This window comes from Streptomyces sp. NPDC008079 (genome assembly GCF_042957385.1).
Lineage (GTDB): Bacteria > Actinomycetota > Actinomycetes > Streptomycetales > Streptomycetaceae > Actinacidiphila.
In genome coordinates, this window is the sequence record NZ_JBIBIC010000027.1 from 30,725 (window position 1) to 56,403 (window position 25,679).

The 25,679-nt window shown below is 72.2% G+C and carries 24 protein-coding genes; 16 read left to right on the forward strand and 8 right to left on the reverse strand.

All coding sequences use genetic code 11. From position 1 onward, the window contains the following. Positions 1-31: 31 nt before the first annotated feature. The 3 genes from ACFZAM_RS35080 to ACFZAM_RS35090 form a co-directional block, all read right to left on the reverse strand. A complete protein-coding gene (locus ACFZAM_RS35080) occupies positions 32-1,735 on the reverse strand; it encodes a GAF domain-containing protein (protein ID WP_391052200.1) in 1,704 nt (567 codons plus the stop codon). Positions 1,736-1,876: 141 nt separating this feature from the next. Continuing rightward, a complete protein-coding gene (locus ACFZAM_RS35085) occupies positions 1,877-2,395 on the reverse strand; it encodes a flavodoxin domain-containing protein (RefSeq protein WP_391052141.1) in 519 nt (172 codons plus the stop codon). Positions 2,396-2,651: 256 nt separating this feature from the next. Next, a complete protein-coding gene (locus ACFZAM_RS35090) occupies positions 2,652-3,275 on the reverse strand; it encodes an FAD-dependent oxidoreductase (protein WP_391052144.1) in 624 nt (207 codons plus the stop codon). A gap of 364 nt (positions 3,276-3,639) precedes the next feature. Here ACFZAM_RS35090 and ACFZAM_RS35095 point away from each other — a divergent pair, with 364 nt between their 5' ends. Continuing rightward, on the forward strand, positions 3,640-4,374 hold the full coding sequence (locus ACFZAM_RS35095) for a pyridoxamine 5'-phosphate oxidase family protein (RefSeq protein ID WP_391052146.1): 735 nt from the start codon (positions 3,640-3,642) through the stop codon (positions 4,372-4,374). Positions 4,375-4,480: 106 nt separating this feature from the next. Then, positions 4,481-6,919 carry a glycosyl hydrolase family 65 protein gene (locus ACFZAM_RS35100; protein ID WP_391052148.1) on the forward strand — a complete coding sequence of 813 codons (2,439 nt, stop codon included), beginning with the start codon at positions 4,481-4,483 and terminating at the stop codon, positions 6,917-6,919. A gap of 6 nt (positions 6,920-6,925) precedes the next feature. On the opposite strand, the gene ACFZAM_RS35105 is transcribed toward ACFZAM_RS35100, so the two are convergent. After that, entirely contained in the window at positions 6,926-7,777 is an 852-nt protein-coding gene (locus tag ACFZAM_RS35105; protein ID WP_391052151.1) for a universal stress protein, read from the reverse strand. 388 nt (positions 7,778-8,165) lie between these two features. Between ACFZAM_RS35105 and ACFZAM_RS35110 the strand changes: the two genes are divergently transcribed. The 3 genes from ACFZAM_RS35110 (at position 8,166) to ACFZAM_RS35120 (ending at position 10,998) form a co-directional block, all read left to right on the forward strand. Then, complete coding sequence (locus tag ACFZAM_RS35110) at positions 8,166-9,056, forward strand: serine hydrolase (protein ID WP_391052153.1); 891 nt, start codon at positions 8,166-8,168, stop codon at positions 9,054-9,056. A gap of 208 nt (positions 9,057-9,264) precedes the next feature. Then, positions 9,265-9,681 carry an ATP-binding protein gene (locus ACFZAM_RS35115; protein WP_355349754.1) on the forward strand — a complete coding sequence of 139 codons (417 nt, stop codon included), beginning with the start codon at positions 9,265-9,267 and terminating at the stop codon, positions 9,679-9,681. Positions 9,682-9,996: 315 nt separating this feature from the next. Then, positions 9,997-10,998, forward strand: a complete 1,002-nt coding sequence (locus ACFZAM_RS35120) for an LAETG motif-containing sortase-dependent surface protein (RefSeq protein WP_391052156.1) — start codon at positions 9,997-9,999, stop codon at positions 10,996-10,998. 98 nt (positions 10,999-11,096) lie between these two features. Here ACFZAM_RS35120 and ACFZAM_RS35125 read toward each other — a convergent pair whose 3' ends face one another. From ACFZAM_RS35125 to ACFZAM_RS35135, 3 genes are read right to left on the reverse strand one after another with little or no spacing between them, the layout of a single operon-like run. Beyond that, positions 11,097-11,447 carry a UBP-type zinc finger domain-containing protein gene (locus tag ACFZAM_RS35125; RefSeq protein ID WP_355349748.1) on the reverse strand — a complete coding sequence of 117 codons (351 nt, stop codon included), beginning with the start codon at positions 11,445-11,447 and terminating at the stop codon, positions 11,097-11,099. Continuing rightward, positions 11,444-12,964, reverse strand: a complete 1,521-nt coding sequence (locus tag ACFZAM_RS35130; RefSeq protein WP_355349745.1) for an ATP-binding protein — start codon at positions 12,962-12,964, stop codon at positions 11,444-11,446. Before ACFZAM_RS35130 ends, ACFZAM_RS35125 begins: the two co-directional genes overlap by 4 nt. Beyond that, complete coding sequence (locus ACFZAM_RS35135; RefSeq protein WP_355349742.1) at positions 12,961-14,643, reverse strand: FAD-dependent oxidoreductase; 1,683 nt, start codon at positions 14,641-14,643, stop codon at positions 12,961-12,963. The genes ACFZAM_RS35130 and ACFZAM_RS35135 overlap by 4 nt, the downstream gene beginning before the upstream one ends. Positions 14,644-14,988: 345 nt before the next feature. Between ACFZAM_RS35135 and ACFZAM_RS35140 the strand changes: the two genes are divergently transcribed. Both ACFZAM_RS35140 and ACFZAM_RS35145 read left to right on the forward strand, forming a co-directional pair. After that, positions 14,989-15,795 (forward strand): VOC family protein, encoded by an 807-nt coding sequence (locus ACFZAM_RS35140; protein WP_355349769.1) that lies wholly within the window; start codon positions 14,989-14,991, stop codon positions 15,793-15,795. Between the two features lie 102 nt (positions 15,796-15,897). Beyond that, on the forward strand, positions 15,898-16,152 hold the full coding sequence (locus ACFZAM_RS35145; protein ID WP_355349739.1) for a hypothetical protein: 255 nt from the start codon (positions 15,898-15,900) through the stop codon (positions 16,150-16,152). A 128-nt stretch (positions 16,153-16,280) separates the two neighbouring features. Here ACFZAM_RS35145 and ACFZAM_RS35150 read toward each other — a convergent pair whose 3' ends face one another. After that, the gene (locus ACFZAM_RS35150; RefSeq protein WP_391052162.1) at positions 16,281-17,144 is read right to left on the reverse strand and encodes a GH25 family lysozyme; all 864 of its coding nucleotides are present in this window, start codon (positions 17,142-17,144) and stop codon (positions 16,281-16,283) included. A 364-nt stretch (positions 17,145-17,508) separates the two neighbouring features. On the opposite strand from ACFZAM_RS35150, the gene ACFZAM_RS35155 reads away from it, so the two are divergent. The 9 genes from ACFZAM_RS35155 (at position 17,509) to ACFZAM_RS35195 (ending at position 25,622) form a co-directional block, all read left to right on the forward strand. Next, a complete protein-coding gene (locus ACFZAM_RS35155) occupies positions 17,509-18,042 on the forward strand; it encodes a TerD family protein (protein ID WP_391052165.1) in 534 nt (177 codons plus the stop codon). Between the two features lie 538 nt (positions 18,043-18,580). Continuing rightward, positions 18,581-19,570: an urea transporter gene (locus ACFZAM_RS35160; protein WP_391052168.1), complete on the forward strand. Its 990-nt coding sequence runs from the start codon at positions 18,581-18,583 to the stop codon at positions 19,568-19,570. A gap of 134 nt (positions 19,571-19,704) precedes the next feature. After that, a complete protein-coding gene (locus ACFZAM_RS35165; RefSeq protein ID WP_355349727.1) occupies positions 19,705-20,010 on the forward strand; it encodes an urease subunit gamma in 306 nt (101 codons plus the stop codon). Further along, positions 20,007-20,852 carry a sirohydrochlorin chelatase gene (locus ACFZAM_RS35170; RefSeq protein ID WP_391052172.1) on the forward strand — a complete coding sequence of 282 codons (846 nt, stop codon included), beginning with the start codon at positions 20,007-20,009 and terminating at the stop codon, positions 20,850-20,852. Before ACFZAM_RS35165 ends, ACFZAM_RS35170 begins: the two co-directional genes overlap by 4 nt. A gap of 43 nt (positions 20,853-20,895) precedes the next feature. Further along, on the forward strand, positions 20,896-21,363 hold the full coding sequence (locus ACFZAM_RS35175) for an urease subunit beta (RefSeq protein WP_391052175.1): 468 nt from the start codon (positions 20,896-20,898) through the stop codon (positions 21,361-21,363). After that, on the forward strand, positions 21,363-23,087 hold the full coding sequence (gene ureC / locus ACFZAM_RS35180; RefSeq protein WP_355349718.1) for an urease subunit alpha: 1,725 nt from the start codon (positions 21,363-21,365) through the stop codon (positions 23,085-23,087). The genes ACFZAM_RS35175 and ureC overlap by 1 nt, the downstream gene beginning before the upstream one ends. A 65-nt stretch (positions 23,088-23,152) precedes the next feature. After that, positions 23,153-23,851 carry an urease accessory UreF family protein gene (locus ACFZAM_RS35185; protein WP_391052205.1) on the forward strand — a complete coding sequence of 233 codons (699 nt, stop codon included), beginning with the start codon at positions 23,153-23,155 and terminating at the stop codon, positions 23,849-23,851. An 80-nt stretch (positions 23,852-23,931) separates the two neighbouring features. Then, positions 23,932-24,561, forward strand: a complete 630-nt coding sequence (ureG, locus tag ACFZAM_RS35190; RefSeq protein ID WP_355349715.1) for an urease accessory protein UreG — start codon at positions 23,932-23,934, stop codon at positions 24,559-24,561. Further along, positions 24,558-25,622 (forward strand): urease accessory protein UreD, encoded by a 1,065-nt coding sequence (locus ACFZAM_RS35195; protein WP_391052180.1) that lies wholly within the window; start codon positions 24,558-24,560, stop codon positions 25,620-25,622. The genes ureG and ACFZAM_RS35195 overlap by 4 nt, the downstream gene beginning before the upstream one ends. The last annotated feature ends 57 nt before the right edge of the window (positions 25,623-25,679 follow it).

Genomic DNA, 25,679 nt, shown 5'->3' on the forward strand with positions numbered 1-25,679 from the left:
CCGGAGGGTCGTTGACGCGCGCGGCGCCCGGCTACGCCTTGGGCCCCGCCGAGGGCGGGGCGGCCGGCACCCGCCAGACCAGGCGGGTGCCGCCGCGGGGGCTGGCGGAGAGGGACAGTTGGCCCCCGAGCCGCGCGGCCCGCTCCTCCAGATTGCGCAGCCCGCTGCGGTGCCCGCCGGAAGGGGCGCCCACGCCGTCGTCGTCGACCGTGACGGTCAGGGTCCCGGAGGCGACGACCAGGGAGACCTCGGCGGAGGTCGCCCGGGCGTGCCGCCCGACGTTGGAGAGGGCTTCGACCAGGACGGCGACGGTCTCCTCCGCGACCGGCGTGGGCACATCGGTGTCGATCAGCCCCTCCATCCGCAGGGCGGGGGTGAAGCCGAGCGTCGGGACCGCGTCCTCGACCGCCATCGAGGCACGTATCCGAAGGCCGCGCGCGGTCCGCTCCCGGTCGTGCGAGCGCAGCCCGAAGATCGTCGAGCGAATGATCTTGATGGTCTCGTCCAGGTCGTCCACCGCGCGCAGCAGCCGCTCGCTCGCCTCCGGATGCTGGACGAAGCGCACCGCGCTCTGCAAGGTCATCCCCGTGGCGAACAGCCGCTGGATGGCCAGGTCGTGCAGGTCACGGGCGATCCGGTCGCGGTCCTCCAGCAGCGCGAGCTGCTCGGCGCCGCGCCGCCGCTCGGCCAGCTCCAGCGCCAGCGCGGCCTGCCCGGCGAAGCTCAGCAGCGGCGAGGACTCCGCCTCGGTGAAGGGGACAGAACCCAGCTCGCGGGCGAGCAGCAGCACACCGCGCACCGCGCCGCCCGCCATCATCGGCACGGCGATCGTCGGCCCCAGGCCGTTCCAGCGCGGCGGCCCCGACGTCACCCGCGGGTCCTTGGCGATCTCCACCGTGGTGATCGGCCGCGCCGCGGCCATCGCGGCGCCCATGAACGAGCCCTCGCACGGCAGCACCAGACCGCGGTGGGTCTCGGCGTCCACCCCCACGGCGATCATCACCTGGAGGTCGGTGGTCCCCTCGACGGGCAGCGCCACCACGCCCAGGTCCGCGGCCAGGATGTGCCGGCCGTGCTCGACGATCAGCCCGAGCACATCCATCTCACCGGCGCCCGACAGCAGCTTGCTCACGATCTCCGCGTTGGCCGCCATCCACCGCTGCCCCTCGCGGGCGGTCTTGTACAGCCGCGCGTTCTCGATCGCGACACCCGCCGCGACCGCCAGGGTCGACAGCAGCGTCTCGTCGTCGCCGTCGAACTCCCGGCCACCCCGCTTCTCGGTGAGGTAGATGTTTCCGAAGACCTCGTCGCGCACCCGGATCGGCACCCCGAGGAAGGAGCGCATCGGCGGATGGTTCGCCGGAAAGCCGTACGACGCCGGGTGATCGGACAGCTCAGCGAGCCGCAGCGGCTCCGGGTGGCGGATCAGCTCGCCGAGCAGACCGTGCCCCGAGGGCAGCGGCCCGATCGCGCGGGCCTCCTCCTCGGACACCCCGACGGTCAGGAACTCCGAGAGCCGCGCGTCGTCGCCGATCACGCCCAGCGCGCCGTACTCGGCGTCCACCAGGACGACCGCGGTCTCCACGATCCGCCGCAGCACATGTGCGAGGTCCAGCTCCCGGCCCACCGACAGCACGGCCTCCAGCAGGCTGTGCACCCGATTCTGCGTGCCGCGCACCGCCCCGATGCGGACCTGCAACTCGTCCAGCAGCTCATCGAGCTGCAAACGGGGCAAGCGCCCGCCCGAGCTGTCGCCGTCCTCTCCCACCGGTCCTCCACGCGCACCGCGAACCCCGAGCATCAGCCCCTGCGTCCTACCGTATCGGCTGGGGTGCCGGGCCGGTGGTCGAGCGCCGGGGCCTCCTACACCCTGCGGTCAGATGACAACGGTGCCTGCCCCCTCCCGCAGCTCTTCCGCGACCGAGCGCGCCCACGCGCGGATCCGCTCCGGGTCGCGAAAATCGCCGCCGCGTCCCTGCTGGAGGATCTGCCGGGCGACGAAGCCGCGTGCGCCCTCGGTCAGCCGTCCGCCGAAGGTGACATGCGCGCGGGCGTCGATCCGGTCGGCGAGCCGGGTGACCGCGGGTGTCGCGGGCAGATCCCCGGCGGCCGCCGAGGAGTCCAGCGGGCCGCTGCTGAACAGCCACACGGGCCTGTGGGCGAGCCGCGCCCGCTGCCGACGTGCCAGCCGGACCGCGTCGCGCTGCCAGCGGCCCGCGTACACCCCCGCGCCGAGGATCACGGCGTCGTAGGGGCCGACGTCCCTGACCCCGCCCGCCGCACGGACGTCGGCCGCGATACCGCGCTCGCGCAGCGCCTCGCCGATCCACTCGGCGACCTCGGCGGTGGAGCCGTTCCTGGTCCCGTACGCCACGAGAACGCGGATGGTCTTCACCCTGCTCACCTCGATCGATCGGTGCGGATCAGCGCGGCCATCGCGGGCACGGGCCGGATACCTGACCGGTCCGCCCGGCGGCCCCGGTACCGGCGGCGTGCGGTATCCGAGACGGCCCGCGCTCTTCCGCTCGTGGGCTGCCCCTTCCACGGTCCGCCGGTCGCCGCGCGGCCCGCCGGTGCCGTCCGGGGCGCAGCCGAGGGCCGATCGGCCCTGCTCCGGGAGAGTCGGCCATGCCGCGTCGGCGTCCGACCGCTCAGGAGGACTGCGCGACGTCCCGCGATACCCGAAGGCGCGGGGTCATGGGCGCCTGGTCCGCGGTGCGGCCGAGGAACTCCTGTACGCCCGCCACCAGGTGTTCGACCGCGAAGTGCGGGCCCGCGCCGGTGTCGGCGGGTGTTCCCGTCGCGGCGCCGACGGCGAACACCTCGGGAGCGGCGCGGGACTGGAGGGTACGGGGGTCCACCCGGACGAGACCGCACGCGTCGCCGAGTCCGGCGGAGCGTACGACGTACCTGGCGCCGCCGTACAGCACACCGTCCGGCGTCGGTACGGGCCGCGCTCCGGTGGCCACCACGAGGACGTCGTAACCGATCGAGGAGCCGTCGGTGCAGCAGACCTCCCGCCGGGCCACGTCGACACTGCCGATCTCCGTGTGACGGAAGTCGATCCCGGCGCGGAGCCGGCCGTCCTCCGGCGGCAGGAGGGTGCGCGAGCCGAGGACACCGATGGCCATGAGAAGTTCGACCTCGTGGTCACGCGTGTCGTATTTCCCGACCACGACGATCTGGAATTCGCTCTCGTCGTACCGGCGGCGCAGTCTGTTGGCCGCCAGGATTCCGGTACTGCCGTTTCCCAGGATGACGATTCGCTTCTTCATACCCGCACTGTCCGGCAGCCCCGGTCACGTCCACCACGGGCCAACCGGCCTTCCCCCCGAGGCCGTTCGGGCACCGAACGCCCGGTTTCCCGAGCCGACGGTGCGGGAGCCGTCGTGGACGACCGTCCACCGGCCCGTGGACCGGGACCGTTCGGCCCTGCCGACGCCGCTCGACACGCGGGAGGCTGGAGTCGGACCCAAGGAGGCGTGCCCTCGTGCCGAACGCCCGGATCACGGACCTGTACGGGGTTCCCATGGCGCGCTCGTACCAGGCCGACCACACGACGACGCCTGCCGCGTTCGACCCGCACGTGCGGTGCCGTACCGGAGTGCGGGGGAGCCGAAGCGGGCGGAGGAGCAGCGCATGAACCACCACAAGAGCCATCGCATGAGCGCACCGTCGCCAGGTGACCCGGGTATCGCGGGCCGTGTGGCCGAGCGCGGGCGCGCACTCGGGCTGAGCATGGGCCAGGTGGCCAGACGAGCCGGTATGGCCCCGCGCTATCTGAACGACCTGCTGCGGCAGGACACCGACTTCGATCCCGACGGGCTGTTGCGCGTCGCGGCGGCCCTGAGCATGTCCTACCCGGAACTGCTCCACGGCCCCAGCCACCCGCCTCCCGGGCAGGCCGCGCCCGCTCCGCGTCCGTCTCTTCGGAGCCTGACCACGGCGGAGTGCTGGGATCTGGTCGGCGGGCATGGGGTGGGCAGAATCGCGCTGGCCGGAGCCGCCGCGCCCGTGGTGATCCCGGTCAACTACACGGTCGACGCGCGCACGGTCGTCTACCGGACCAGCCCCGGGAGCGCCGCCTGTCCGGAGAGCGGGCAGGCCGTCTCCTTCCAGGTGGACAGGGTGGACGACCGTCTCAGCCAGGGCTGGAGCGTCCTGATCACCGGCACCGCGGAGCGCGTGCGGGACGAGGAGACCGAACGGCGCCTCGCGGCCGCAGAGGGCGAGGGTCCCTGGGCGGGAGGCCCGCGGCCCGTGTGGACGCGTATCCGACCCGGCGCCGTCTCGGGACGGCGCGTCGAGAGCGGCCTGGAGCCGGAACCCGGCGGCGGGGCCGCGCGGAGTGAGGCAACGTACCGTCCACAGTGACGTCCCGCTACCGCTCCGACCGTGTGGGCACGGCCCCGCCCCGGCTCGGGCTGCGGGTGTCCGCCCGAGCCGCGACCATGGAGGGTGACACGGGAAGGGACCGCCGATGGAGCCCGAGTGGACCTGGCGCTACGCGGGCTACGACCCGTCGCGGGAGCGGTTGCGTGAGGTGCTCTGCGCTCTGGGCAACGGATACTTCGCGACAAGGGGGGCGTTCGCGGAGGCGGCAGCCGGTCCTGTGCACTACCCCGGCACATATGCGGCGGGCTGCTACAACCGTCTGACGTCCGAGGTGGCGGGACGCGAGGTCGACAACGAGGACATGGTCAACCTTCCGAACTGGCTGCCTTTGCGGGTACGCGCGGTCGGTGGTCCATGGTTCGGCCCCGAGACCAGCACCGTGCTGGCCCACGAACAGACCCTCGACATGCGCCGGGGCGTCCTGCACCGGCGGACACGGATGCGCGACCGCGAGGGGCGCGAGCTGACGGTGGAGGAAACCCGCCTGACCCACATGGGCGACGCGCACCTAGCAGCGCAGCGGGCGCGGTTCACCGCCCACGGCTGGTCCGGCGAACTGGAGATCGAAGCCGGAATCGACGGCGACGTGCGCAACACCGGAGTGGAGCGCTACAGCGACCTGGCGGGTGCTCACCTCACCGACCACCGTACGGGGACCACCGGCACGGACACGGTCTGGCTGACCTGCCGTACCTCCTCCTCCCGCATCGCCGTCGCCATGGCCGCCCGCGTCCGTGTCAGGGAGCACCCTTGCGAGGCGACGCCGCTCGCGCCCGGCGGAAGGGCCAGCTTCCACCGGATGACACTCCCGGTCGTCCCCGGGCGGGTGATCACCGTCGAAAAGGTCCTCGCGCTGCACACCTCGCGCGACCCGGCGATCGGCGGTCCCCGGCAGGCCGCCCTGGACCGTGTGGCCCGCGCGCCCGCGTTCCCCGCCCTGCTCAGCGCGCACACGGGCGCGTGGGACCGGCTGTGGAAACGCACGGAGATCGAGGTGGCCGGTGAGGCCGGACACGTGCTGCGCCTGCACCTGTTCCACGTCCTCCAGACACTGTCGCCCCACACGGCGGGCCTGGACGTCGGAACACCGGCGCGCGGGCTGTACGGGGAGGCGTACCGAGGGCATGTCTTCTGGGACGAGCTGTTTGTGCTGCCCTTTCTCGACGTACACCTGCCGGAGGTCTCCCGTGCGCTGCTGATGTACCGTCACCGCAGGCTCGGCGCCGCCTGCCGGGCCGCGGACGCCATCGGCAGACCCGGGGCGATGTACCCGTGGCAGAGCGGCAGTGACGGACGCGAGGAAACGCAGCGGCTGCACCTGAATCCCGTCTCCGGCCGGTGGCTGCCGGACCACACCCACTTGCAGCATCACGTCGGCTCTGCCGTGGCGTACAACATATGGCACTACTGCCTGGCCAGCGGCGACACCGCGTTCCTGCACACCGAAGGCGCCGAGATGCTGTTGCAGATCGCCAGGTTCTGGGCGCACACCGCGGCATGGGACCCGGCGTACGAGCGCTACCGCATACGTCAGGTCGTCGGCCCCGACGAATATCACGACGCGTACCCGGACGCGGAGATCCCCGGCATCGACGACAACGCCTACACCAACGTCACAGCGGCCTGGGTGCTGGCCCGCGCGCTTGAACTGGCCCGCTCCCTGCCGGCTCCCCGCAGGGACGAACTGTTCGAGCACATCGGGCTCGACCCGGCGGAACTGTCCTTGTGGGAGGACGTGTCACGACGCCTGCGTGTGCCGTTCCACGAAGGCGTCATCAGTCAGTTCGACGGCTACGGCGACCTCGCCGAACTCGACTGGGCGGACTACCGGGCCAGATACGGCGACATCCGCCGTCTCGACCGCGTCCTGGAGGCCGAGGGCGACAGCGTCAACCGCTACCAGGCGTCCAAGCAAGCCGACGTGCTGATGCTCGGCTACCTCTTCCCGCCCGCCGAACTGGCCGCTGTCTTCGAACGGTTGGGGGAGCGGCTCGACGACGCGACCTGGTCGGCGACCGTCGACCACTACCTCGCCAGGACCAGCCACGGCTCCACGCTCAGCGGGCTGGTGCACGGATGGGTGCTCGCTCGCTCCCGCCGCGACGACGCATGGACCTACGTGCACGAGGCGCTCGTCGGCGACGTGGCCGACGTGCAGGGCGGCACGACCGGTGAGGGTATCCATCTGGGGGCCATGGCCGGCACGCTCGACCTCGTCCAGCGGGGCCTGACCGGCCTGGAACCACTGGGTGACGCGCTGCGACTGGATCCGGTGCCGCTGCCGCAACTGTCCCGCTTCCGCCTGTCCTTGCGGTACCGGGGCCACTGGGGCGTGGGCCTCACCCTGCGCTCCGGCCGGCTCCACATCTCCGTCCCGCTCTCCGGCCAGGAGCCCGTCCGTTTCGTCGTCGGCGACCGGACGGTGACCGTGGCCCCGGGCGAGGAGGTCGTGACCGAACTGCCCGGGTGGCCCGAGGCGAATCACCGCTCGCCGCCGCCTGGAAGGCGCGGCGGCGAGCGGTGATTCGCCTCAGGTGCCCGCCGGGGCGTGCGGCACGATCGCCACCGGCAGCGTCACCCGGCGGAGAACGGCGTGCGCGGTCGAACCGAGATGCGCGCTGACCGGGGTGGTACGGGGGCGGCGGCCCAGGACGAGGAGCGCGGCGTGCGATGCCGCCGCCGCGAGCCGCGCGGCGGCCCCCGCGACCACGGCCTCGGTGACCACCGGGGTACGGGGGTGCTTCTCGGCCCAGGGGCCCAGGGCAGCCGCGAGCGCCTGATCGGGATCAACGGGACCGGCGCCGTCGTGGAGCGGCTCGCTCCAGCCGTGGACGACGCGCAGCCGCGCGCCGCGCCGGGCGGCTTCGTCGAAGGCGAATTCGACCGGTCGGCCGTCCGGCGCGGCCAGGTCGAGGCCGAGGACGACGTCACCGGCGCCGTCGGCTCCCGGCGGAGCGCCCGTGCCGGAAGCGGCGCTCACCAGGACCACGGGGACCGGTGCCCGGCCCGCGATGGTGAGCGCGGTCGAGCCGAGCACAAGCTCCTGCACCGCCCCCGCGCCTCGTGTGCCCAGCACCATCAGCTCGGCGCTGTCGGCGCTGTCGGCGGCGGAGAAGAGCACCGGAAGCACCTGCTCGGCGATCTGGTCGACGGTGACGGACAGGTCCGGATGCCGGCGGCCGATCTCGTCCGCGGTCGGGTGGGCGGACCACGCGGGACGCGTCACGCGCTCACGGGGACCCGCCAGCGGGACCGCCTGTACGAGACGCAGCGGGAGGCCGCGGCGCACGGCGTCGTCCGCGGCCCAGTCCGCCGCCGCGAGGCTCTCGGCCGAGCCGTCCGTCCCCGCGACGACGGCGCCCTTGACGATCGCGCGGGTCATGAGTGGACCTCCTTGGCGTGTTCCGTCCCCCTGCCTCCAGCATCCCCGCTTTCGGCGCTCGGCGTGCGGGACCGACGGCCCCGTACCCGGACCGAACGGGCCGGAGCCGTGCGATTGCGGCGGGGTCGGCCGAGATTCGCCGACGAGAACGCCGGATCAGAAGGTCGGATCAGTACGCCGGACCAGGACGCCGGATCACATGGTCGGATCAGAAGATCGTGCTACGCCGATCCGCCGGGACGTACGGCGTGCGGGTGAATTCGTCGTCGCGTGTACATCCATCGGGACCGCCCGCGCATCCCCTGGTCGAGTCGCGTTCTTGAACGCCCGCGCAGGGTTGACCGTTGGAGTATTCGTCGTGAAAACCGGCAGTAATATCATTCGTCGCATGTCCGTGGCGGCCCTCACGGCAGGGGCCGTTCTGGCGTCCACCGGGCTCGCGGTCCCGGCCCGCGTCGAAGCGACCCCGGCGCCCGAGGCGACGGCGTCCCGGACCGCCGCCCCCGCGATCGTCGCCAAGGGCGGCTTCGTGATGGACGACGGCACCGGCCGGACACTGTTCACGAAGGCCGCGGACACCCGCCGTGCCACCGGATCGACCAGCAAGGTCATGACGGCCCGGGTGGTGCTGGCCGACAGACGCCTCGACCTGAACGCGCAGGTCACCGTCCAGAAGGCGTACCACGACTACGTGGTGGCCAAGCGCGCGTCGTCGGGCGGTCTGGTCGTCGGCGACCGGCCCACCGTCCGGCAGTTGCTGTACGCGATGATGCTGCCGTCCGGCTGCGACGCGGCGTACGCGCTGGCCGACACCTTCGGCAGCGGCCGGACGCGGGCCGCCCGCGTGAAGTCGTTCATCGCGAGGATGAACTCCACGGCGAAGGGCATCGGTCTGAGGAACACCCACTTCGACTCGTTCGACGGCGTCGGCAACGGATCGAATTACTCGACTCCGCGCGATCTGACGAGGATCGCGAGCAGCGCGATGCGATACCCCACGTTCCGTGCCGTGGTGAAGACGAAGTCGGTCAGGCAGAGCGTCGCGATGAAGAACGGCGGCCACCGCACCATGACGTGGACCAATACCGACACGCTGCTCGGGAGTTATCGCGGCGCCGCCGGGGTCAAGACCGGATCCGGGCCCGTGTCCCTGTTCTGCCTGGTCTTCGCGGCCACCCGCGGCAAGAGGACCGTCATCGGCACGGTGCTCGCCGCCCCGACGCAGGCGGCCCGCACGGCGGACGCGCGGAAGCTGATGGACTACGCGCTGAAGGGGTAGCGGTACGGGGGCGGGAAGCCTCCCGCCACCTGCCCGGCATGGCGTTCGCGGGCGGGGGTAGGGGACGTTCATCCCCCGCAGGGGACTCGCAGGGGACCGCGCCCGGCCGCCCATCGCCCCACCGGCATGGCGGCCGGGGGCCCCGACCGTCACCGGAGCCGGGGCTCGGTCGGCGAGCACACAACGACTCGGTGCGGGAGCGTGCGAGATGTCCGTGAAAGCAGTCGGCTGGGCCAGGTCGTTCCCTGTCTCGTACGGCGTCAGGGCCGGGCGCGAGTGGGCGCGCGAGCACCTGGACGTGCTCGGCTGGAGCACGCAGGCGCCCGACACGGCGGACTCCGTCGTCCTGACCGTCTCCGAACTCGTCACCAACGCCCATGTGCACGCGCACAGCGAGGCCCAGGTCGTCATGGTCTGGGACGGCTGCTGCCTGCACCTGAGCGTCAGCGACTCCTCCGACATGCTGCCCGCCGAGAAGGCGCCCGACGAGGAGCGCACCCATGGCCGGGGCATGGCCATCGTGGACGCGCTCGCCGACGAGTGGGAGGCCCACCCGCGCCCCGACGGAAAGACCGTCACCGCCTGCTTCCACGCGCCCGGCGGCACCTGTACGCACTCCTGGTGAAGCGCCCCGTCGCGGGTGAACTCCAGTCAACTCCTGGGAACTCCTGGGAACTCCCGTGAACGCCGCCCCATTTCGGTATCAGTGCGGCGACACATTCGCAGGGCGATAATCCGACCGCAAAGCCGCGAAAACGGCGTTTTCGCGCTGTACAGACCGTCCCCCGCACGGGCATACTCGGTCACCGGCCAACAGGCCGATCATCGTCGGCGGCGAGACTCCATCGCAGGCCACCGGGCACGAGTCTCGCGCACGGCGTAGGGTCCGACCCGCTCCGCCTGCCTCCGCTGCCCGTTCACAGTGCAGGGAGCAGATTCAGTGCAGCGTTCCATCACCAGACGAGCCATAGGCGTGGTCGGCCTCGGCTCGCTCACCGCCGCCGTCACGCTGGCGGGCGTCGGTACGGCGCAGGCGTCCGGCAACGACAAGAACAACTGCGGCCGGTCGCACATCGAGCACTCCGAGGACGGCGGGAAGACCTGGTCCGACAACGGCCGGATCAACGACCCGGCCCCGACGAAGATCACGGTCCGGCTGACGGACAAGGTCAACAAGGGCTGCACGTACGTCGTCTCGCTCGCCTCCTACAGCGCCGAGGGCCCCACCTGGGACACCTCGGGCACGCAGGCGTTCCTCGGCTGGGACACCACCCAGCTCGACCACAAGAACACCCGGGCCACCCTGGACGTCAGCGCCTACGCGCCGTCCTGCTTCGGCCAGATCGACCTGTACGGCAACGGCATCAAGTACGACGGCGGCGAGGGCAAGGGCCACGGCAAGCTGCCGCGCTACCCGTACTCCGCGACCCCCGAGAACCTGATCACGGCGTGGAACGGCAGCGCGCCGTGCTCCACCCCGTCCCCGTCGCCCAGCGACTCGGTGACCGACTCCCCGTCCCCGTCCCCCAGCGAGACGACGGACAGCCCCGAGCCCAGCGACTCGACCACCACCTCGCCCGAGCCCTCGGACAGCGAGACGACCAGCCCGTCCCCGACGGACTCCGTCACCGACACCCCGTCGGACTCGCCGTCGGACACCCCGTCCGACACTCCGTCCGACACTCCGTCGACGACGCCGAGCTCCAGCGCCCCGGTCGTCGACGACACCACGTCACCGACGGCGTCGCCCACGAACTCCGCGGGCCCGGTCGGCTCGCCGGTCGTGGAGCCGGCCTCCGACACCTCCAGCGGTGACCTGGCCGAGACCGGCGGCAACGGCTCGCAGACGGTGGCCTTCGCGGGCGGCGGCGCCGCCCTGCTGGTCCTCGGCGCGGGCGCGGTCTACTTCACCCGCCGCCGCAACAGCAGCGCCCACCGCTGACGGATCCGGCGTACGCGGGCCGGGAGCACGCCGTGACGACGTGCTCCCGCCCGACGTACGCCGGTCCGCGCGGTACGCCGACTCGGCGCGTCCGCCGCTCAGTTGAGGTGGGCGCGCCAGTCCGCCGGGACCCGGCCGGCCGGGCCCGGCACCGGCTGGTCGGCCGGACGGCTCTGCGGCGGGGCCAGCGCCACGTCGGTCTCGACGTACGCGTCGGTCGTGAAGTCCCAGAACCAGTCCTCGCCCGGCTCGAAGGTCCGCATGATCGGATGGCCGGTGGCCGCCGAGTGCGCGCTCGCGTGCTGCGCGGGCGACGAGTCGCAGCAGCCGATGTGCCCGCACTGGGCGCAGCGGCGCAGATGGAACCACCAGCCGCCCGCCGCGTCGCAGTCGGCGCAACCGGCCCCGCTGGGCCGGGCGGTGGGGTCGATACCTGGGGTGGTCGTCATGACGGCTCCCGCTGATTGTCGGACGGACTGTCGGAGCTGGCCTGCGGTGCCGCCTCCGGCCGGGCGTCGGACGCGGCATCAGGTGCGGCCTCCGGCTGCTCCGCCGTGAGCGGCAGGCGGACCAGGAAACGGGTGTCGCCGGGCACCGACTCCGCCTGGAGGTCGCCGTGGTGCTTGTTCACCACGATGCGCCAGGAGATGTCGAGTCCCAGCCCCGTGCCCTCGCCCACCGGCTTGGTGGTGAAGAACGGCTCGAAGATCCTTTCCCGGATCTCCGGCGCGATACCGGCTCCGGTGTCACGGAACTCGACCAGAAGCTGCTCGCGGTCCAGCGCCGTACGCACCGTCAGCGTGCCCGTCCCCTCCATCGCGGCCACCGCGTTGTCGATGAGATTGGTCCACACCTGGTTCAGCTCACCCGGATAGCCGGGGATCTTCGGCAGCGTACGGTCGAAGTCCTTGACCACCTTGATGCCCGGACCGAATTTGCCGGTCAGCATGTGCAGCGTGCTCTCCAGCAACTCGTGCACGTCCACCACCTGGTACGGCGCCCGGTCGAGCTGCGAATACTGCCGCGCCGCGTTGACCAGGGTCGAGATCCGGGCCGTGGAGTCCTGGATCTCGTTCATCAGCAGCTCGGTCTCGACGGTGTAGTTCAGCCACCGCATCGCGCTGTCGAGGGTGTCGGGCGTGACCGTCGCGGCCACCCGCTCCAGCCAGTCCGTGTCGAGCCCGGCCTGCACGAAATTCGGCGCGAGGTCCCACCCGGCCGTCACGCCGTGGTCGTCGAGCCAGTCGGAGATGGCGTCCTCGCGGTCCGAGGTCTCCATCGGGGTGAGCTGCACGGCCTTCGCGGACTGCTCGACCGCCCGCTCCTGGAGCTCGATCAGCGTCGCGAGCGTGGCCCGGTCGAGCGGCCCCCCGGCGATCATGCCGAGTTTGTGCCGCATCCCGGCCACCCGTTCGCGCAGCGTGGCCGTCGCCCGCAGCGCCGCCGCGGCCGGATTGTTCAACTCGTGGGTGAGGCCGGCCGACAGCGACCCCAGGGCCAGCAGCCGCTCACGCTGGCCGATGGCCTGCTTGGTGCTGCGGTTGCCGAAGAACAGCCCCTCCAGCATGTGCACGGCCATCGGGAACCACTCGCGCATCAGCTCGGCGAAGTGGTCCGCCGACAGCACGTAGAAGCGCGACGGCTCGGTGACGCGCAGCGAGCTGTTGTAGACCTGCGGCACCCGGTCGCCCAGATACGACTGGAAGGCGCCCGCGTAGACCCCGCGGTCCGAGGTGCGCGAGACCTCCACGTCGTCGGCGCCCACCCGGCGCGACATCACCACCGTGCCTTCGAGCAGCACGTAGAAGCAGGTCGCGGGCTCGCCCTCCAGATAGACGGCGCCCGGCTCCTCCATCTGCACCCGGCCCTTGCGGCACAGCCAGTCCAACTGGTCGTCGGTCAGCTTCTCGAACAAGAAGAGCGAGCGCAGCTCGGCCACGTCGCACGGCAGGTACTGGACGCTCATAGCCGCTCCAGGTATCGGTGGACGAGCATGACGGCCATGGCGCCCTCGCCGACCGCGGACGCCACCCGCTTGGCGGACTCGGCGCGCGCGTCACCGGCCACGAACACCCCCGGCACGCTGGTCTCCAGGTGGTACGGGGGCCGCTCCAGCGGCCAGTCCACCGGGCGTTCGCCCGGCGGCGCCAGATCGGGACCGGCCACGACGAACCCGCGTTCGTCGCGCAGCACCACCCCGTCCAGCCAGTCCGTCAGCGGGGCGGCGCCGATGAACACGAAGAGCCAGCCCGCGTCGACCGTCTCGGTCAGGCCGGTCGTGGTGTCGCGCAGCGTGATCCGCTCCAGATGGTCCTCGCCCTCGGCGGACACGACCTCCGTGCGCGTACGCACCTTGATCGCCGGGGTGGCCCCGATCTGCTGCACCAGATAGTGCGACATGGACGAGGTCAGCGAGTCGCCCCGGACCAGGATCGTCACGGACTTGGCGCCCCTGGCCAGATACACCGCGGCCTGCCCGGCGGAATTCGCCCCGCCGACGATGTACACGTCCTGCTCCTGGCAGCGGGCCGCCTCGGTCAGCGCGGAGCCGTAGAACACACCGCGGCCCGTCAGCTCCGACACGCCGGGCGCGTCGAGCTGCCGGTAGGACACGCCGGTCGCCAGGATCACCGTGTGCGCCGAGACCGCGGAGCCGTCGGCGAAGGTCACGGTCCGCGCCGAGCCGCTGACCTCGAGCCCCGTGACCTCGCACGCGGTCAGGATCTCGGCGCCGAAGCGGGTGGCCTGCCGGTGCGCGCGGTCGGTGAGCTGCCCGCCGGAGACCCCGTCGGGGAAGCCCAGGTAGTTCTCGATCCGGGAGCTCTGCCCCGCCTGCCCGCCGGTCGCGGTGCGCTCCACCAGCACGGTCCGCAGCCCCTCGGACGCGCCGTAGACCGCGGAGCCGAGACCGGCGGGGCCGCCGCCGATGACCACCAGGTCGTAGAAGCGCGCCGAGGGCGTCGTCGCCAGACCGACACTGCTGGCCAGATCCTGGTCGGTCGGCTCCACCAGCGGCTTGCCGTCCGGGGTGATCACCACCGGCAGCCGTACCCCGTCCTCGTCCGCGGCGGCCAGCAGCTTCTGGCCCTCCGGCTCGTCCGAGGCGTACCAGTGATACGGCACCTGATTGCGCGCCAGGAATTCGCGGACCCCGGACGACCGCGCCGACCAGCGGTGGCCGATGACCTTCGTCTCCCGCACCGGCCGGTGGTCCGAGGCGCGCCAGGCGTCGAGCAGCGCGTCCACCACCGGGTACAGCTTCTCCTCCGGCGGGTCCCAGGGCTTGAGCAGATAGTGGTCGAGGTCCACCACATTGATGGCGTCAATGGCCGCGCCCGTGTCGGCGTACGCCGTCAGCAGCACCCGGCGGGCGCCCGGATACACATCCATCGCCCGTTCGAGGAATTCGATGCCGTTCATCGCGGGCATCCGGTAATCCGCCAGGATCACCGCGACCGCGTCACCGCGCAGCCGCATCTCGCGCAGCGCCTCCAGCGCCGACTCCCCGGACTCCGCCCGGACGATCCGGTGCTCCTCGCCGTAACGCCGCCGCAGGTCGCGTGCGACCGCACGCGACACCGAGGGATCGTCGTCGACGGTCACGATCACGGTCCGTGTCGCGCCGCTGGGCTCTGTCCCCAGCATCCATGCCCCCATTCGTGCGGATCACCGGTGCCGGGCCACGGCATGGCGCCGGGGCCCGCCACTCCCATCCTAGGTACGCGGCCTGCCACCCGCAGTTCCACCGTGTTCGCCCTCGGAGGACGCGCCCGGCGGCGCCTCGGAGACCCCCGGCAGCCGCGCCGTACGCGCTCACTGTCAGGCGCCGGTCACCACGGAGCGTGACGGTCCGACCGGCTCGACAGGAGGTCCGGGCCCATCGACGGCACACTGAGGGACGGACCAGGACGATCCGCCCCGCCGACCCGGCGGCCCGCGGGAACGCGTCCGGCCCCGCGTCGAACCCGTCAGGTGGTGATTGCCGTGTCCATGCGCCAGAGCCCGCGCCCCGGGACGGGCGCGACATCCAGCGACGCCGTCTTCGGCGCGCCGTGCTGGGTCAGCCTGACCTCGCGCGACCTGGCCGCGACCCACCGCTTCTACGCGGCGGTCCTGGGCTGGACCTACCGCGGGACGAAGCTGGGCGGCCGGTTCAGCGTCGCGCTGGACGACGGCAGGCCGGTGGCGGGCATCGCCGAGCTGGCCTCCGCCTGGCAGGTGCCCGTCGCCTGGACGCCGTACTTCGCGGTCGAGGACGCCGACGAGACCGCGGCCAGGATCAGGGAGCGCAGCGGCACCGTCGCCGTCGGCCCGATCGCCTTCGAATCCGGCCGCGCGGCCCTGGCCGCCGACCGCAACGGCGCCGTCTTCGGCATCTGGGAGGGCCTGCTCTCCGAATCCTGGCCGCGCTGGCGCGACGAGCAGCCGGTGTGGCTGCGGCTGCGCACCCCCGACCCGTTCGAGGCGGCCATCTTCTACGGCGAGGTGCTGCTGTGGGCCAGCGACCGGCCCGGCGCCTGCGAGGTGGCGTACGAGGGCGACGAGGTGGTGCTGCGCAGCGCGGGGCGGGTCGTGGCCCGGCTCGGCCGCGGCGCCGTCCAGGCCGCGCCCGACCCTGTCGAGCGCCCGCACTGGGAGGTCTTCTTCACCCTGCGCGACCTGCCCGCCGCGCTGCGGGCGGTCCGCGCCAACGGCGGCGGTGTCGTGGCGCACCACGCGGGCCCCGCGGGGGAGTCGGCGGTCGTCCGTGACCCGGACGGCGGACTGTTCACGCTGACCGCGCCGGAGGTCACGTAGCCCGTTCGGGGCTGCCCGTCAGCCGTGTGCGCGCGACGAGGTGCGGGCCGGGCGGTACCGGGTCACGGTGAAGGCTCACCCACCAACACACAGGAGAGTGACATGCTTCGTCGTATCGCCATCACCGTCGCCGCCGTTTCCGCCGCCGGGCTCATGTCGGCTGTTCCGGCCGCTGCCGCCGTCTCGCACGACGGCGGTCACGCCGGGATGGGCGGCTTCCACACCGCGGGCGGCTTCGCCGGCTTCGAGAAGACCAACCTCGGCGGCCCGTACGGGATCACCACCGTCAAGGGTGAGATCGGTGGCTTCGAGGCCGGTGGCGGCTACGCGTTCGAGGGCCACCACAGCTCCCACTGACGTCGCGGCCGTCCGCTGACGGCCCGCGTCCGCGCGTGCGGCGGCCCCGCGCCCACGGTTCCTCCCTGCCGTGGGCGCGGGGCCGCCGTCGTGCCCGCTCGGGTGCCGCCCGCTCGGGCGTCGTGCGCTCAGGTGTTGTTGGCGAGATTGCGCAGTCCGCTCAGCGCCCCGTTGAAGTAGTCCTGGTCACCGGGGAAGACGCCGGAGTCGGCGTGCTGCCAGAAGGTGTAGAACGGCCAGCCGGCCGGCAGGGTGCCGACGCTGGAGGCGTACCGCGCGATGAACAGCGGGTCGTTGGCCGAGTAGGCGGAGGTGTTGCCCGTGCAGGTCGTCCACCAGTTGGTCGTGGTGTAGATCGTCGCCCAGCGGGTGGTCTTGGCGTGCACCTCATTGATGAACGACGTGATCCAGGTCCGCATCGCGGCCTGGCTCAGCCCCCAGCAGGTGGACGACGGCCCGTACTCGATGTCCAGCATGGGCGGCAGTGTCTTGCCGTCCTTGGACCAGCCGCCGCCGTGCGCGACGAAGTAGTCGGCCTGGGCCGCGCCCGTCGAGGCGTTGGGGTTCGCGAAGTGGTAGGCGCCCCGGATGAAGCCCGCGTTGTACGAACCCGTGTAGTTCGCCGAGAAGTTGGGGTCACGGAAGGTCGTGCCCTCGGTGGCCTTCATATAGGCGAACCGGGCGCCGTTGGCGTACGCGCCCGCCCAGTTGACGGCGCCCTGGTAGTGGCTCACGTCGAAGCCGAGGGTCTGGGCGGCGTTCGGGGTCACCGCGCCGCCGCCGTTCGACCGGCCCTCGTGGGCCGCGACGGTCGAGCCCATCCAGTCCAGTTCGGGGTGTGCGATGGGGCTGCCGCCGCCGGAAGGGGAGGCCGCGGTGGCCGCGCCGGGAGCCGCGACGAACAGGGCGAGGAGAGCGGTCAGCGTGCCGATCGCCGCGAGCGCGCGGCGTGGCACCGACCCGCGCCGGGAGTCGTGTCCGGCGTTGTCCATGTGCGCCTCCAAGGGCGAGGGGGGTGGTGCCTTGGTGGTGTGGCCATGACAATGAAGGAGGTTACGCGCGTAGAGCCCTGGGGCGGAAGGGGCTCCGGTGACCGTCATTGGTCTATGCCAGTACGCGGGGCCGGGAGCTGCGGCGCGCCCCGGCGGTGAAAGTACGCAGGACGCCGCCGGAGGCGGTGTGGACAGCGTGCCCGGCGGTGTGGTTAATCGAGGCATGGACCCCGGCGGTCGGCGACGCGGCCACGGCCGGGGCGCGGACGACCGGGCGGCGCGGCCCGTGCATCCGGCACGTTCGCTTCCGGCACGATCGGTACGTTCTCGCACGTCGGCGCGGTTCCAAGGAGGGGGAGACCCGGTGAGCAGCAGCCTCAACAAGGGCAGCGGGAAGATCGAGGTCCAACTGCGGTGGGATCCGAGTCCGTTGGGCTCGCCCGACACCGATCTCGACCTGATCGCCGCGACGTTCGCCACGGACGACCGGCACGGCGAGCCCGCGTACCTCGTGTACTTCGACAGCCGCTCGCCCGACGGCACCATCACCTTGAACCGCGACAGCAAGACCGGCAAGGGCTTCGGCGCCGACGAGAGCATGACCATCGAACTCGACCGGCTGTCGGCCTCGTACGGCCGCGTCGTGGTGGGCGTCGCCATCCAGCAGCGCGACGGCCGGCTCACCTTCGGCCAGGCGGCGAACCCCGACATCCGGTTACTGGAGGGATACAACGCCCTCCTGGAGTACGACTTCGCCGACGTGGCCGACGCCACCGCCGCGACCGTCGCCGAATTCACCCGCGGGGACGCGGGGGAGTGGCGGTTCCACCGGAACATCCGCGGATACGACGCCGATCCGGCCGCCTTCGGACGGCTGATGGGCGGCGGGGCCGCCTAGGGCCTGTCCGGCGGATCACGAACGGCCCCTTCGACTCCTGGCACGCACGCCCGCCGCGTTGCCGACATACCCGAACAGCTCCGCTATGAGGCCGTCCCGGCGCCTTGCGCTCGCACGCGCCAGGCGCCGCCTGGACCGCCCATGATCCGCCGGACAGGCCCTAGAGAGCGGCCGTTGCTTCCTGGCGCGCGCCCGTCGTCTGGTCCAGGACGACGAGCCGGGGCGCGCCGTCGGCCTGCCCGCGGATCGCGGGAGGTGGCCGCACGCCCGGAGACGGCGCGAGCGGAACGGCAACTGGCGTCCTGTGGGCGGAGATTACGCGCCGCCGGTCAGCGGACACGTCATCACATAAGTCGCCGAATGGGTGAAGACGCCATCATGTCGGCGCCGGGCGCGGCTCCGGCGCTGCTAGCTTCCGTGATGTTGGTCTGATTACACCGATTCGTCCTTTTGTGGACGGATCTGTGCTGATCGGTTGTCCGGATGCACGGCGCACGGGTCGCACCTGGCCGTTCTGACCGAAGGCGTGGAAATCTGCATGTCCGACAAGGCCGGACCGAGCGATGGCAGCGGCGGCGGCACGCTGGGGCGTCTGGAGAACCGCCCTCCGGTGTCGTTCGGGATGGAGGTGCTGCGCGGCATCGCGCAGGTGGACTTCATGCCGAGCGCGCTGTGCGGGGCGGTGTTCCTCGCGGCGCTGTTCGTCTCGGGCTGGCAGCACGGGGTGTACGGGCTGCTGGGCGCGGCGGTCGCCACCGCGACGGCCCACGCGCTGGGCATCGAGCACGCGTTGGTCGGCGCGGGGCTGCGGGGGTTCAACGGCTGCTTGGTCGGCACCGGCTTCTCGGTCTTCCTCGGCCCCGGCCACTGGTCGACGTTCCTGCTCGCCGTCTTCGCCTCCAGCCTGGTGGTCGTGGTGACGACGGCCCTGGCGATCATGCTGGGGACCTGGGACGTACCGACGTTCACCATTCCGTTCTGCCTGGTCACCACCGTCATGACCGTCGGGGCGCCGGGATTCGAGAAGGCGTGGCACCAGGGGCACAGCCTCGCCGCCCTGCCCGCGACCGCCAGCGGCCGGACCGCGCTGACGTGGGATCAGACCTGGCACGCCTTCCTCTCCAGCTTCGGCCAGATCTTCTTCATGTCCCAGTGGTACGTCGGCCTGATGTTCCTCATCGGCATCGCGCTGGCCAACCGGCTGGCGGCGGTGATGGCGTGTGTGGGGAGCGCGACCGCGCTGGCCGTCGCGGTCCTGCTCGGCGCACCGGCGGCCGAGGTCGGCCAGGGGCTGCTGGGGTACAACGCGGTCCTGGTAGCGATGGCGCTGTGCGGGGTGTTCATCGCGCCCGGCCCCTGGAGCCTGGTCTACGCCATTGGCGGCGCGGGGGTGGCGACGGTGGTGACCGCCGCCCTCGACAACATCGTCGCGCCTTTCGGCGGACACGCCCTCACCTGGCCGTTCGTGCTGACCGCCGTGGTCTTCGTCGCCGCCGTCCCCTCGATCCCGCGCCTGCGCCGCACGTGACCGCCCGTATGTGACCGCCCGCATGCGACCGCCCGTATGTGATCACCCTCGGGCGGCCTCCCGCCCCCTGTCCGTACCCCTGAAGCCGAAGAGCCCAACCGAAGAGCCGAAGAGCCCAAGAAGAGAGTGAACGGATGAACCTCGCCCCTCGCGAAGTCGACAAGCTCCTCATCTACGTGGTGGCCGATCTGGCCCGCAAGCGCCGTGACCGCGGTGTGAAGCTGAACTACAGCGAGGCATGCGCGCTGATCAGCGAGGCGATCCTGGAGGCCGCGCGCGACGGGCGCTCCGTCGCGGAGTGCATGGAGCTGGGCAAGCAGGTCGTCGCCGCCGGTGACGTGATGCCGGGCGTACGCGACATGCTGCCGCTGCTCCAGGTGGAGGCCGGATTCGTCGACGGCACCAAGCTGGTGTCCTGTCACGACCCGGTCGGGGCATGACGGCGCCGAGCTCCGTCACTGTGCGCACCCCGGCCGCCGCCGCGAGCGTGGTGCTCGTCGGCGGGCACGAGAGCGCCGCCGCCCGCGACCTCGCGCCGTGGGCCGGGAGCGGCGCCGGGGACACGTACACCGTGGTCCCGGCAGGCGCGCCCCTCACCCAAGCGGTCGCCCGCCTGCTCGCCGAGCGCGACGCACCGGTCTGCGTGATCCCGATGACGCTGGGCCGCGACCGCGCGCTGGTCGCCGAGGCGGCGCGGTCGCTGCGCTGGGCGCAGGAGGGCGGCGGCAGCGGACGTACGGTGCTGAGCGCGCCCTTCGGCACCCAGGACCACCTGGTCGGCTGGCTGCGCGCCGCCGCGGGACGGGGCGCGGGGGACGCTACCGCCGTCCTGGTCACCGCGCCCGCCGCCGACCCGTTCGCCGACGCCGAGCTGTTCCGGGTGGCCCGGCTGGTGCGCCAGTACGGCGGCCACCGTTGGGTCGAGGTCGCCTTCACCGACGGCGACCCCGATGTGCCGCAGGGCGTGGAGCGCTGCCGACGGCTCGGCGCCGAGGACGTGCTGCTGCTGTCGGCCGGGTTCGGGCCGCCCGCCACGTCGTCCCCGCCGGTCGCGGGCGCGGTCGACGGCGGCCCGCTGCTGAGCCGGGCGGCCGTCGAGGGGGTCGTCGCGGCCCGCCGCACCGAGGCCCTGCACCGGCTGGCGCACGGCGACGACGGCGTCGCCGCGGGCCTGGACGCCGAACACGGCCACGGCTTCGCCCACACGCACGCCGACATCTCCGCACCATCCGCACCAGGTGCGCACACCCACAGCCACCCGCACGCCCATCTCCCGCACTGAACCGACCGGTTGCCGCCGTTCCCGCGAGAAAGAGAGACCAGCCATGCCGAATTACTTGTACGGCGATGATCCCGTCGAGATCAACGCCGGCCGCGCCACGGCCACGGTCACCGTGTCGAACACCGGTGACCGCGGGGTCCAGGTCGGCTCGCACTACCACTTCTTCGAGGCCAACCGGGCCCTGGAGTTCGACCGCGAGGCCGCGTACGGAATGCACCTGGACATCCCCGCGGGCACCTCGGTGCGCTTCGAGCCCGGCGACTCGCGGGAGGTGACGCTGACCGAATTCGGCGGCCACCGGCGGCTGGTCGGCTTCAGCGGCCTCGTCAACGGCGGCCTGAACTCGGCCACCACCCGGATCGCCGCCGAAGCCCGCGCCGTCGCCCTGGGGTTCAAGGGCGCGACGGGGGACACCGCCGGCGGCGCGGGCAAGAGCGCCGCCGCCGACGGCACCGCGAAGAACGACAAGGGCGCGAAGAGCGCGAAGAACAAGACGAAGGGTGACCGGTGATGGCGACGCTCCCGCGCAAGCAGTACACGGACCTGTACGGCCCGACCGTCGGCGACCGCTTCCACCTCGCCGACACCAACCTCGTCGTCGAGGTCGAGAAGGACTTCAACGAGGGCCTCTACGGCGACGAGGCCGTCTACGGCGGCGGCAAGAGCATCCGTGACGGCATGGCCCAGGACCCGCAGGCCACCGCCGCCCAGGGCGCGTTGGACCTGGTCATCACCAACGTGGTCGTGCTGGACCCGGTGCTGGGCGTGGTCAAGGGCGACATCGGCGTCAAGGACGGCTTCATCGCGGCGGTCGGCAAGTCCGGCAACCCGCACACCCAGAACGGCGTCCACCCCCTGCTGACCATCGGTCCCGGCACCGAGGTCATCTCCGGCGAGCACCTGATCGCGACGGCCGGCGGCATCGACACGCACATCCACTTCGTCTCCCCGCAGCAGGCCGAGGCGGCGCTGAGCAACGGGATCACCACGCTGGTGGGCGGCGGCACCGGACCCACCGACGGCACCAACGGCACGACCTGCACGCCGGGCCCGTGGAACATCGGCCGGATGTACCAGGCGGCCGAGGATCTGCCGGTCAACATCGGGCTGTTGGGCAAGGGCAACGGCTCGCAGCCCGACGCGCTGGTGGAGCAGGTCGAGGCCGGGGTGTGCGGTCTGAAGGTGCACGAGGACTGGGGCACCACCCCGGCCGTGATCGACACCGCGCTACGGGTCGCCGACGAGTACGACGTGCAAGTGGCCATCCACACCGACTCGTTCAACGAGTCCGGGTTCTTCGAGGACACCCTGTCCGCGATCGACGGCCGTACGATCCACACCTTCCACACCGAGGGCGCCGGCGGCGGGCACGCCCCGGACATCATGCGGATCGCCGGTGAGCCCAACGTCCTGCCGTCGTCCACCAACCCGACCCTGCCGTACACGGTGAACTCGGTGGACGAGCTGCTGGACATGGTGATGGTCTGCCATCACCTCAGCCACGACATCCCCGAGGACGTGTCCGTCGCCGACTCGCGGGTCAGGGCGGAGACGATCGCGGCCGAGACGGTGCTGCACGACGAGGGCGTCATCTCCATCTTCTCCTCCGACTCCCAGGCCATGGGCCGGGTCGGCGAGTCCTTCACCCGCGCCTTCCAGACCGCCCATCACTGCAAGGACCAGCGCGGCAAGCTCGACGGCGACAGCGAGCGCAACGACAACCTGCGCGTGCTGCGCTACCTCGCGAAGATGACGATCAACCCGGCCATCGCGGCGGGCATGGCCGAGCACATCGGGTCGCTGGAGGCGGGCAAGCTCGCGGACATCGTGCTGTGGCCGATCAACGCCTTCGCGGCCAAGCCGAAGATGGTCATCAAGGGCGGCCTGGTCAACTGGGCGCAGATGGGCGACCCCAACTCCTCGCTGCCCACCCCGCAACCGGTCTACTACCGGCCGATGTTCGGCGCGAAGGGCCGCGCCAAGCAGGCCACCCGGGTCTCGTTCATGTCCCAGGCGGGCATCGCGGGCGGTGTCCCGGAGCGGCTCGGCCTGGAGAGCAGGATTCTGCCCGTACGGCACTGCCGCTCGGTGGGCAAGCAGCACATGGTCCGCAACAACTCCCTGCCGAAGATCACCGTCGACCCCGAGACGTACAAGGTGACGCTGGACGGAGTCCCCACGACCATCGACCCCGCCCGCGAACTGCCGCTCACCCAACTGTTCTTCCTGGCATGACGTCTTCGAACGGCGCGTACGCCTCGAACGACGCGCACGCTCCGGCCGCTCCGGCCGACTCCGTCATGGGGCGGCCGGGGCGGCTGGGGGCGCTGCTGGTCAGCCTCCAGCTGACCGACTCGGCCTTCCCCAGCGGCTTCTACACCCTCTCGCACAGCCTGGAGGGCTTCGCCCAGGCCAAGGCCGTGACGGCGGCCGACGTGCCGGGGCTGCTCGCCGATCTGCTGCGGCACGGGATCGGTCCCTGCGACGCCACCGCCCTGGTGCTCACGCACCGGGCGGTGTGCGCGGGGGACTGGGACCTAGTCGCGCGGGTCGACCAGCGGTTGCACGCGGCCAAGCTCAACCGCGAGATGCGGGTGGCCTCCACCCGCGTCGGGCGCCAACTCCTCGACATCGCGGGCACCGTGATCGGCGGACCCGTGCTGGAGCGCTACGCGGCGCTCGTGGCGGGCGGCGGTGCGCCGGGGTCGCAGGCGGCGGTCGCGGGCGCCGTCTACGCCGCCGCCGGGGTGGACGCGGAACAGGCGGTGACCGGCGACCTGTTCGCGCTCGCGGTCAGCTTCGTCGGCGCGGCGCTCCGGCTGCGGCTGACCGACCACGTACGGGCCCAGGTCGTCCTGCGGGCGACGGCGCCGGTGATCGAGGAGGTCGTCGGGCGGGCCCTCGCCGCGGAGTTGGCCGACCTCGGGGGCTGCGTACCGATGGCCGACGTCATGTCGGGCCGCCACGAACGCGCGCAGGCCCGGCTGTTCATGACCTGACGTTGCGTCATGTCCTGACTCCGGCCGCACGGCCGGACCCCACCACGACACACACATTCAGCGACGGAAGGCAGCACCCCATGCACAACGAACGCCACGTCCTGCGCGTCGGCATCGCGGGCCCGGTGGGATCGGGCAAGACGGCACTGATCGAGGCCCTGGTGCCGATCCTCACCAGCCGCGGGCACCGGCCCGCCGTCGTCACCAACGACATCTACACCCAGGAGGACGCCCAGCACGTCCGGCGGACCCTGGAAGGCGTGCTCGACCCCGAGCGGGTGGTGGGCGTGGAGACCGGAGCGTGCCCCCACACGGCGGTGCGCGACGACCCGACGATGAACCTGGCGGCGGGCGCGGAACTGCTGGACCGTTTCCCCGACGTGGACACGCTGCTCTTCGAGTCCGGCGGCGACAACCTCACCCTCACCTTCAGCCCGGTCCTGGTCGATCTCTTCCTGTTCGTGCTGGACACCGCCGAGGGCGAGAAGATGCCCCGCAAGCGCGGTCCCGGCATCACCGAGTCGGACCTGCTGGTCATCAACAAGATCGACATCGCCCAGTACGTGCGGTGCGACCTGTCGGTGATGGAGGCCGACGCGCACCGGGTACGCGACGGCGCGCCGGTCATCCTCACCAACTGCCTGAGCGGGCAGGGTCTTGAGGAGATCGCCACCTTCCTGGAGACGTACCGCAAGGTCGCCGCCGTATGAGCCTCACCGGCGCCGCTCGTGCCCGGGCGCCGCGGCAAGCGCCGTCGCCGGCCGTACGGGTGGCCGAACCGGACGGCCCCGAGCACCCGGTGCGTACGAGGGGCTCCGACGACCGGGTCGCCGCGCCGTCGGGCCCCGCCCGGCTGGACCCGGCGCACTACGAGCCCGCGCGCGTCCCCCGGGAGGTCCGCCGGCACGCGGCCGTGCCCGACACCCTGCCGGTCGGTCACGCGGGAAAGGTCGGGCTGCTGGAGCTGACCTTCGAGCGCCGCGCCGAACGGACGGAACTGACCGGCCACTTCCAGAAGACCCCGCTCCAGATCATGCGGCCGCTCTACTACGACCCGGCCAGGCCCGACCTGCCCATCACACAGGTGATGTCGACCGGCGGCGGCATCCTGCAAGGCGACCGGCTCCGTATCGACGTCACCTGCGGACCGGGCGCGGCCACCCACCTCACCACGCAGACGGCCACCAGGGTCCACCGCATGGAGTTCGACTACGCGACCCAGCAGGTCGCCGTCGACGCCGGAGCCGACTCCTACGTCGAGTACCTGCCGGACCCGACGATCCCCTACGCCGGGGCCCGTTACTACCAGCGCACCACCGTCACCGCCGACGCCACCGCGACCGTCCTGGCCGCGGAGACGCTCTACGCGGGCCGCCTGGCGCGCGACGAGCGCCACGCCTACGAGATCTTCGCCTCCGACGTCGAGATCCGGCGCCCCGACGGCGCGCTCCTCGCCGTGGACGCCATGCGGCTCGAACCCCGCGCTGCCCCGGTGACCGGCCTGGCCGTCCTCGGCGGCCACGACATCGTGTCCACCTTCTACGTCGTCACCGCGCGCGCACCGGCCGCGGCCGTCGCCGACACCCTGCACGAGGCCCTCGCCGACAGCCCGGCGCTCTTCGGCGTGAGCGTGCTGCCCGGCGACAGCGGGGCCTGGCTGCGGCTGCTCACCGACGACCCGCGGACCGCCGCGAGCGCGCTGCGTCTCGCGTGGGACGCCGTACGCAGGCTGCTGATCGGCGTACCCGCGCCCGCGATGCGCAAGCCCTGACCCCCGCACGCCCCGCCGACGACGACAACGGCGCCGACCTCGACCGATCGCCGTACG

Coding starts and splice junctions, on each gene's coding strand:
- ureC (WP_355349718.1), top strand. CDS start 21,363: ATGGCGACGCTCCCGCGCAAGCAGTACACGGACCTGTACGGCCCGACC.
- ACFZAM_RS35130 (WP_355349745.1), bottom strand. CDS start 12,964: ATGAGCGTCCAGTACCTGCCGTGCGACGTGGCCGAGCTGCGCTCGCTC.
- ACFZAM_RS35165 (WP_355349727.1), top strand. CDS start 19,705: ATGAACCTCGCCCCTCGCGAAGTCGACAAGCTCCTCATCTACGTGGTG.
- ACFZAM_RS35185 (WP_391052205.1), top strand. CDS start 23,153: ATGGGGCGGCCGGGGCGGCTGGGGGCGCTGCTGGTCAGCCTCCAGCTG.
- ACFZAM_RS35100 (WP_391052148.1), top strand. CDS start 4,481: ATGGAGCCCGAGTGGACCTGGCGCTACGCGGGCTACGACCCGTCGCGG.
- ACFZAM_RS35095 (WP_391052146.1), top strand. CDS start 3,640: ATGAACCACCACAAGAGCCATCGCATGAGCGCACCGTCGCCAGGTGAC.
- ACFZAM_RS35125 (WP_355349748.1), bottom strand. CDS start 11,447: ATGACGACCACCCCAGGTATCGACCCCACCGCCCGGCCCAGCGGGGCC.
- ACFZAM_RS35160 (WP_391052168.1), top strand. CDS start 18,581: ATGTCCGACAAGGCCGGACCGAGCGATGGCAGCGGCGGCGGCACGCTG.
- ACFZAM_RS35195 (WP_391052180.1), top strand. CDS start 24,558: ATGAGCCTCACCGGCGCCGCTCGTGCCCGGGCGCCGCGGCAAGCGCCG.
- ACFZAM_RS35105 (WP_391052151.1), bottom strand. CDS start 7,777: ATGACCCGCGCGATCGTCAAGGGCGCCGTCGTCGCGGGGACGGACGGC.
- ureG (WP_355349715.1), top strand. CDS start 23,932: ATGCACAACGAACGCCACGTCCTGCGCGTCGGCATCGCGGGCCCGGTG.
- ACFZAM_RS35140 (WP_355349769.1), top strand. CDS start 14,989: ATGCGCCAGAGCCCGCGCCCCGGGACGGGCGCGACATCCAGCGACGCC.
- ACFZAM_RS35170 (WP_391052172.1), top strand. CDS start 20,007: ATGACGGCGCCGAGCTCCGTCACTGTGCGCACCCCGGCCGCCGCCGCG.
- ACFZAM_RS35115 (WP_355349754.1), top strand. CDS start 9,265: ATGTCCGTGAAAGCAGTCGGCTGGGCCAGGTCGTTCCCTGTCTCGTAC.
- ACFZAM_RS35135 (WP_355349742.1), bottom strand. CDS start 14,643: ATGCTGGGGACAGAGCCCAGCGGCGCGACACGGACCGTGATCGTGACC.
- ACFZAM_RS35090 (WP_391052144.1), bottom strand. CDS start 3,275: ATGAAGAAGCGAATCGTCATCCTGGGAAACGGCAGTACCGGAATCCTG.
- ACFZAM_RS35175 (WP_391052175.1), top strand. CDS start 20,896: ATGCCGAATTACTTGTACGGCGATGATCCCGTCGAGATCAACGCCGGC.
- ACFZAM_RS35110 (WP_391052153.1), top strand. CDS start 8,166: ATGTCCGTGGCGGCCCTCACGGCAGGGGCCGTTCTGGCGTCCACCGGG.
- ACFZAM_RS35150 (WP_391052162.1), bottom strand. CDS start 17,144: ATGGACAACGCCGGACACGACTCCCGGCGCGGGTCGGTGCCACGCCGC.
- ACFZAM_RS35145 (WP_355349739.1), top strand. CDS start 15,898: ATGCTTCGTCGTATCGCCATCACCGTCGCCGCCGTTTCCGCCGCCGGG.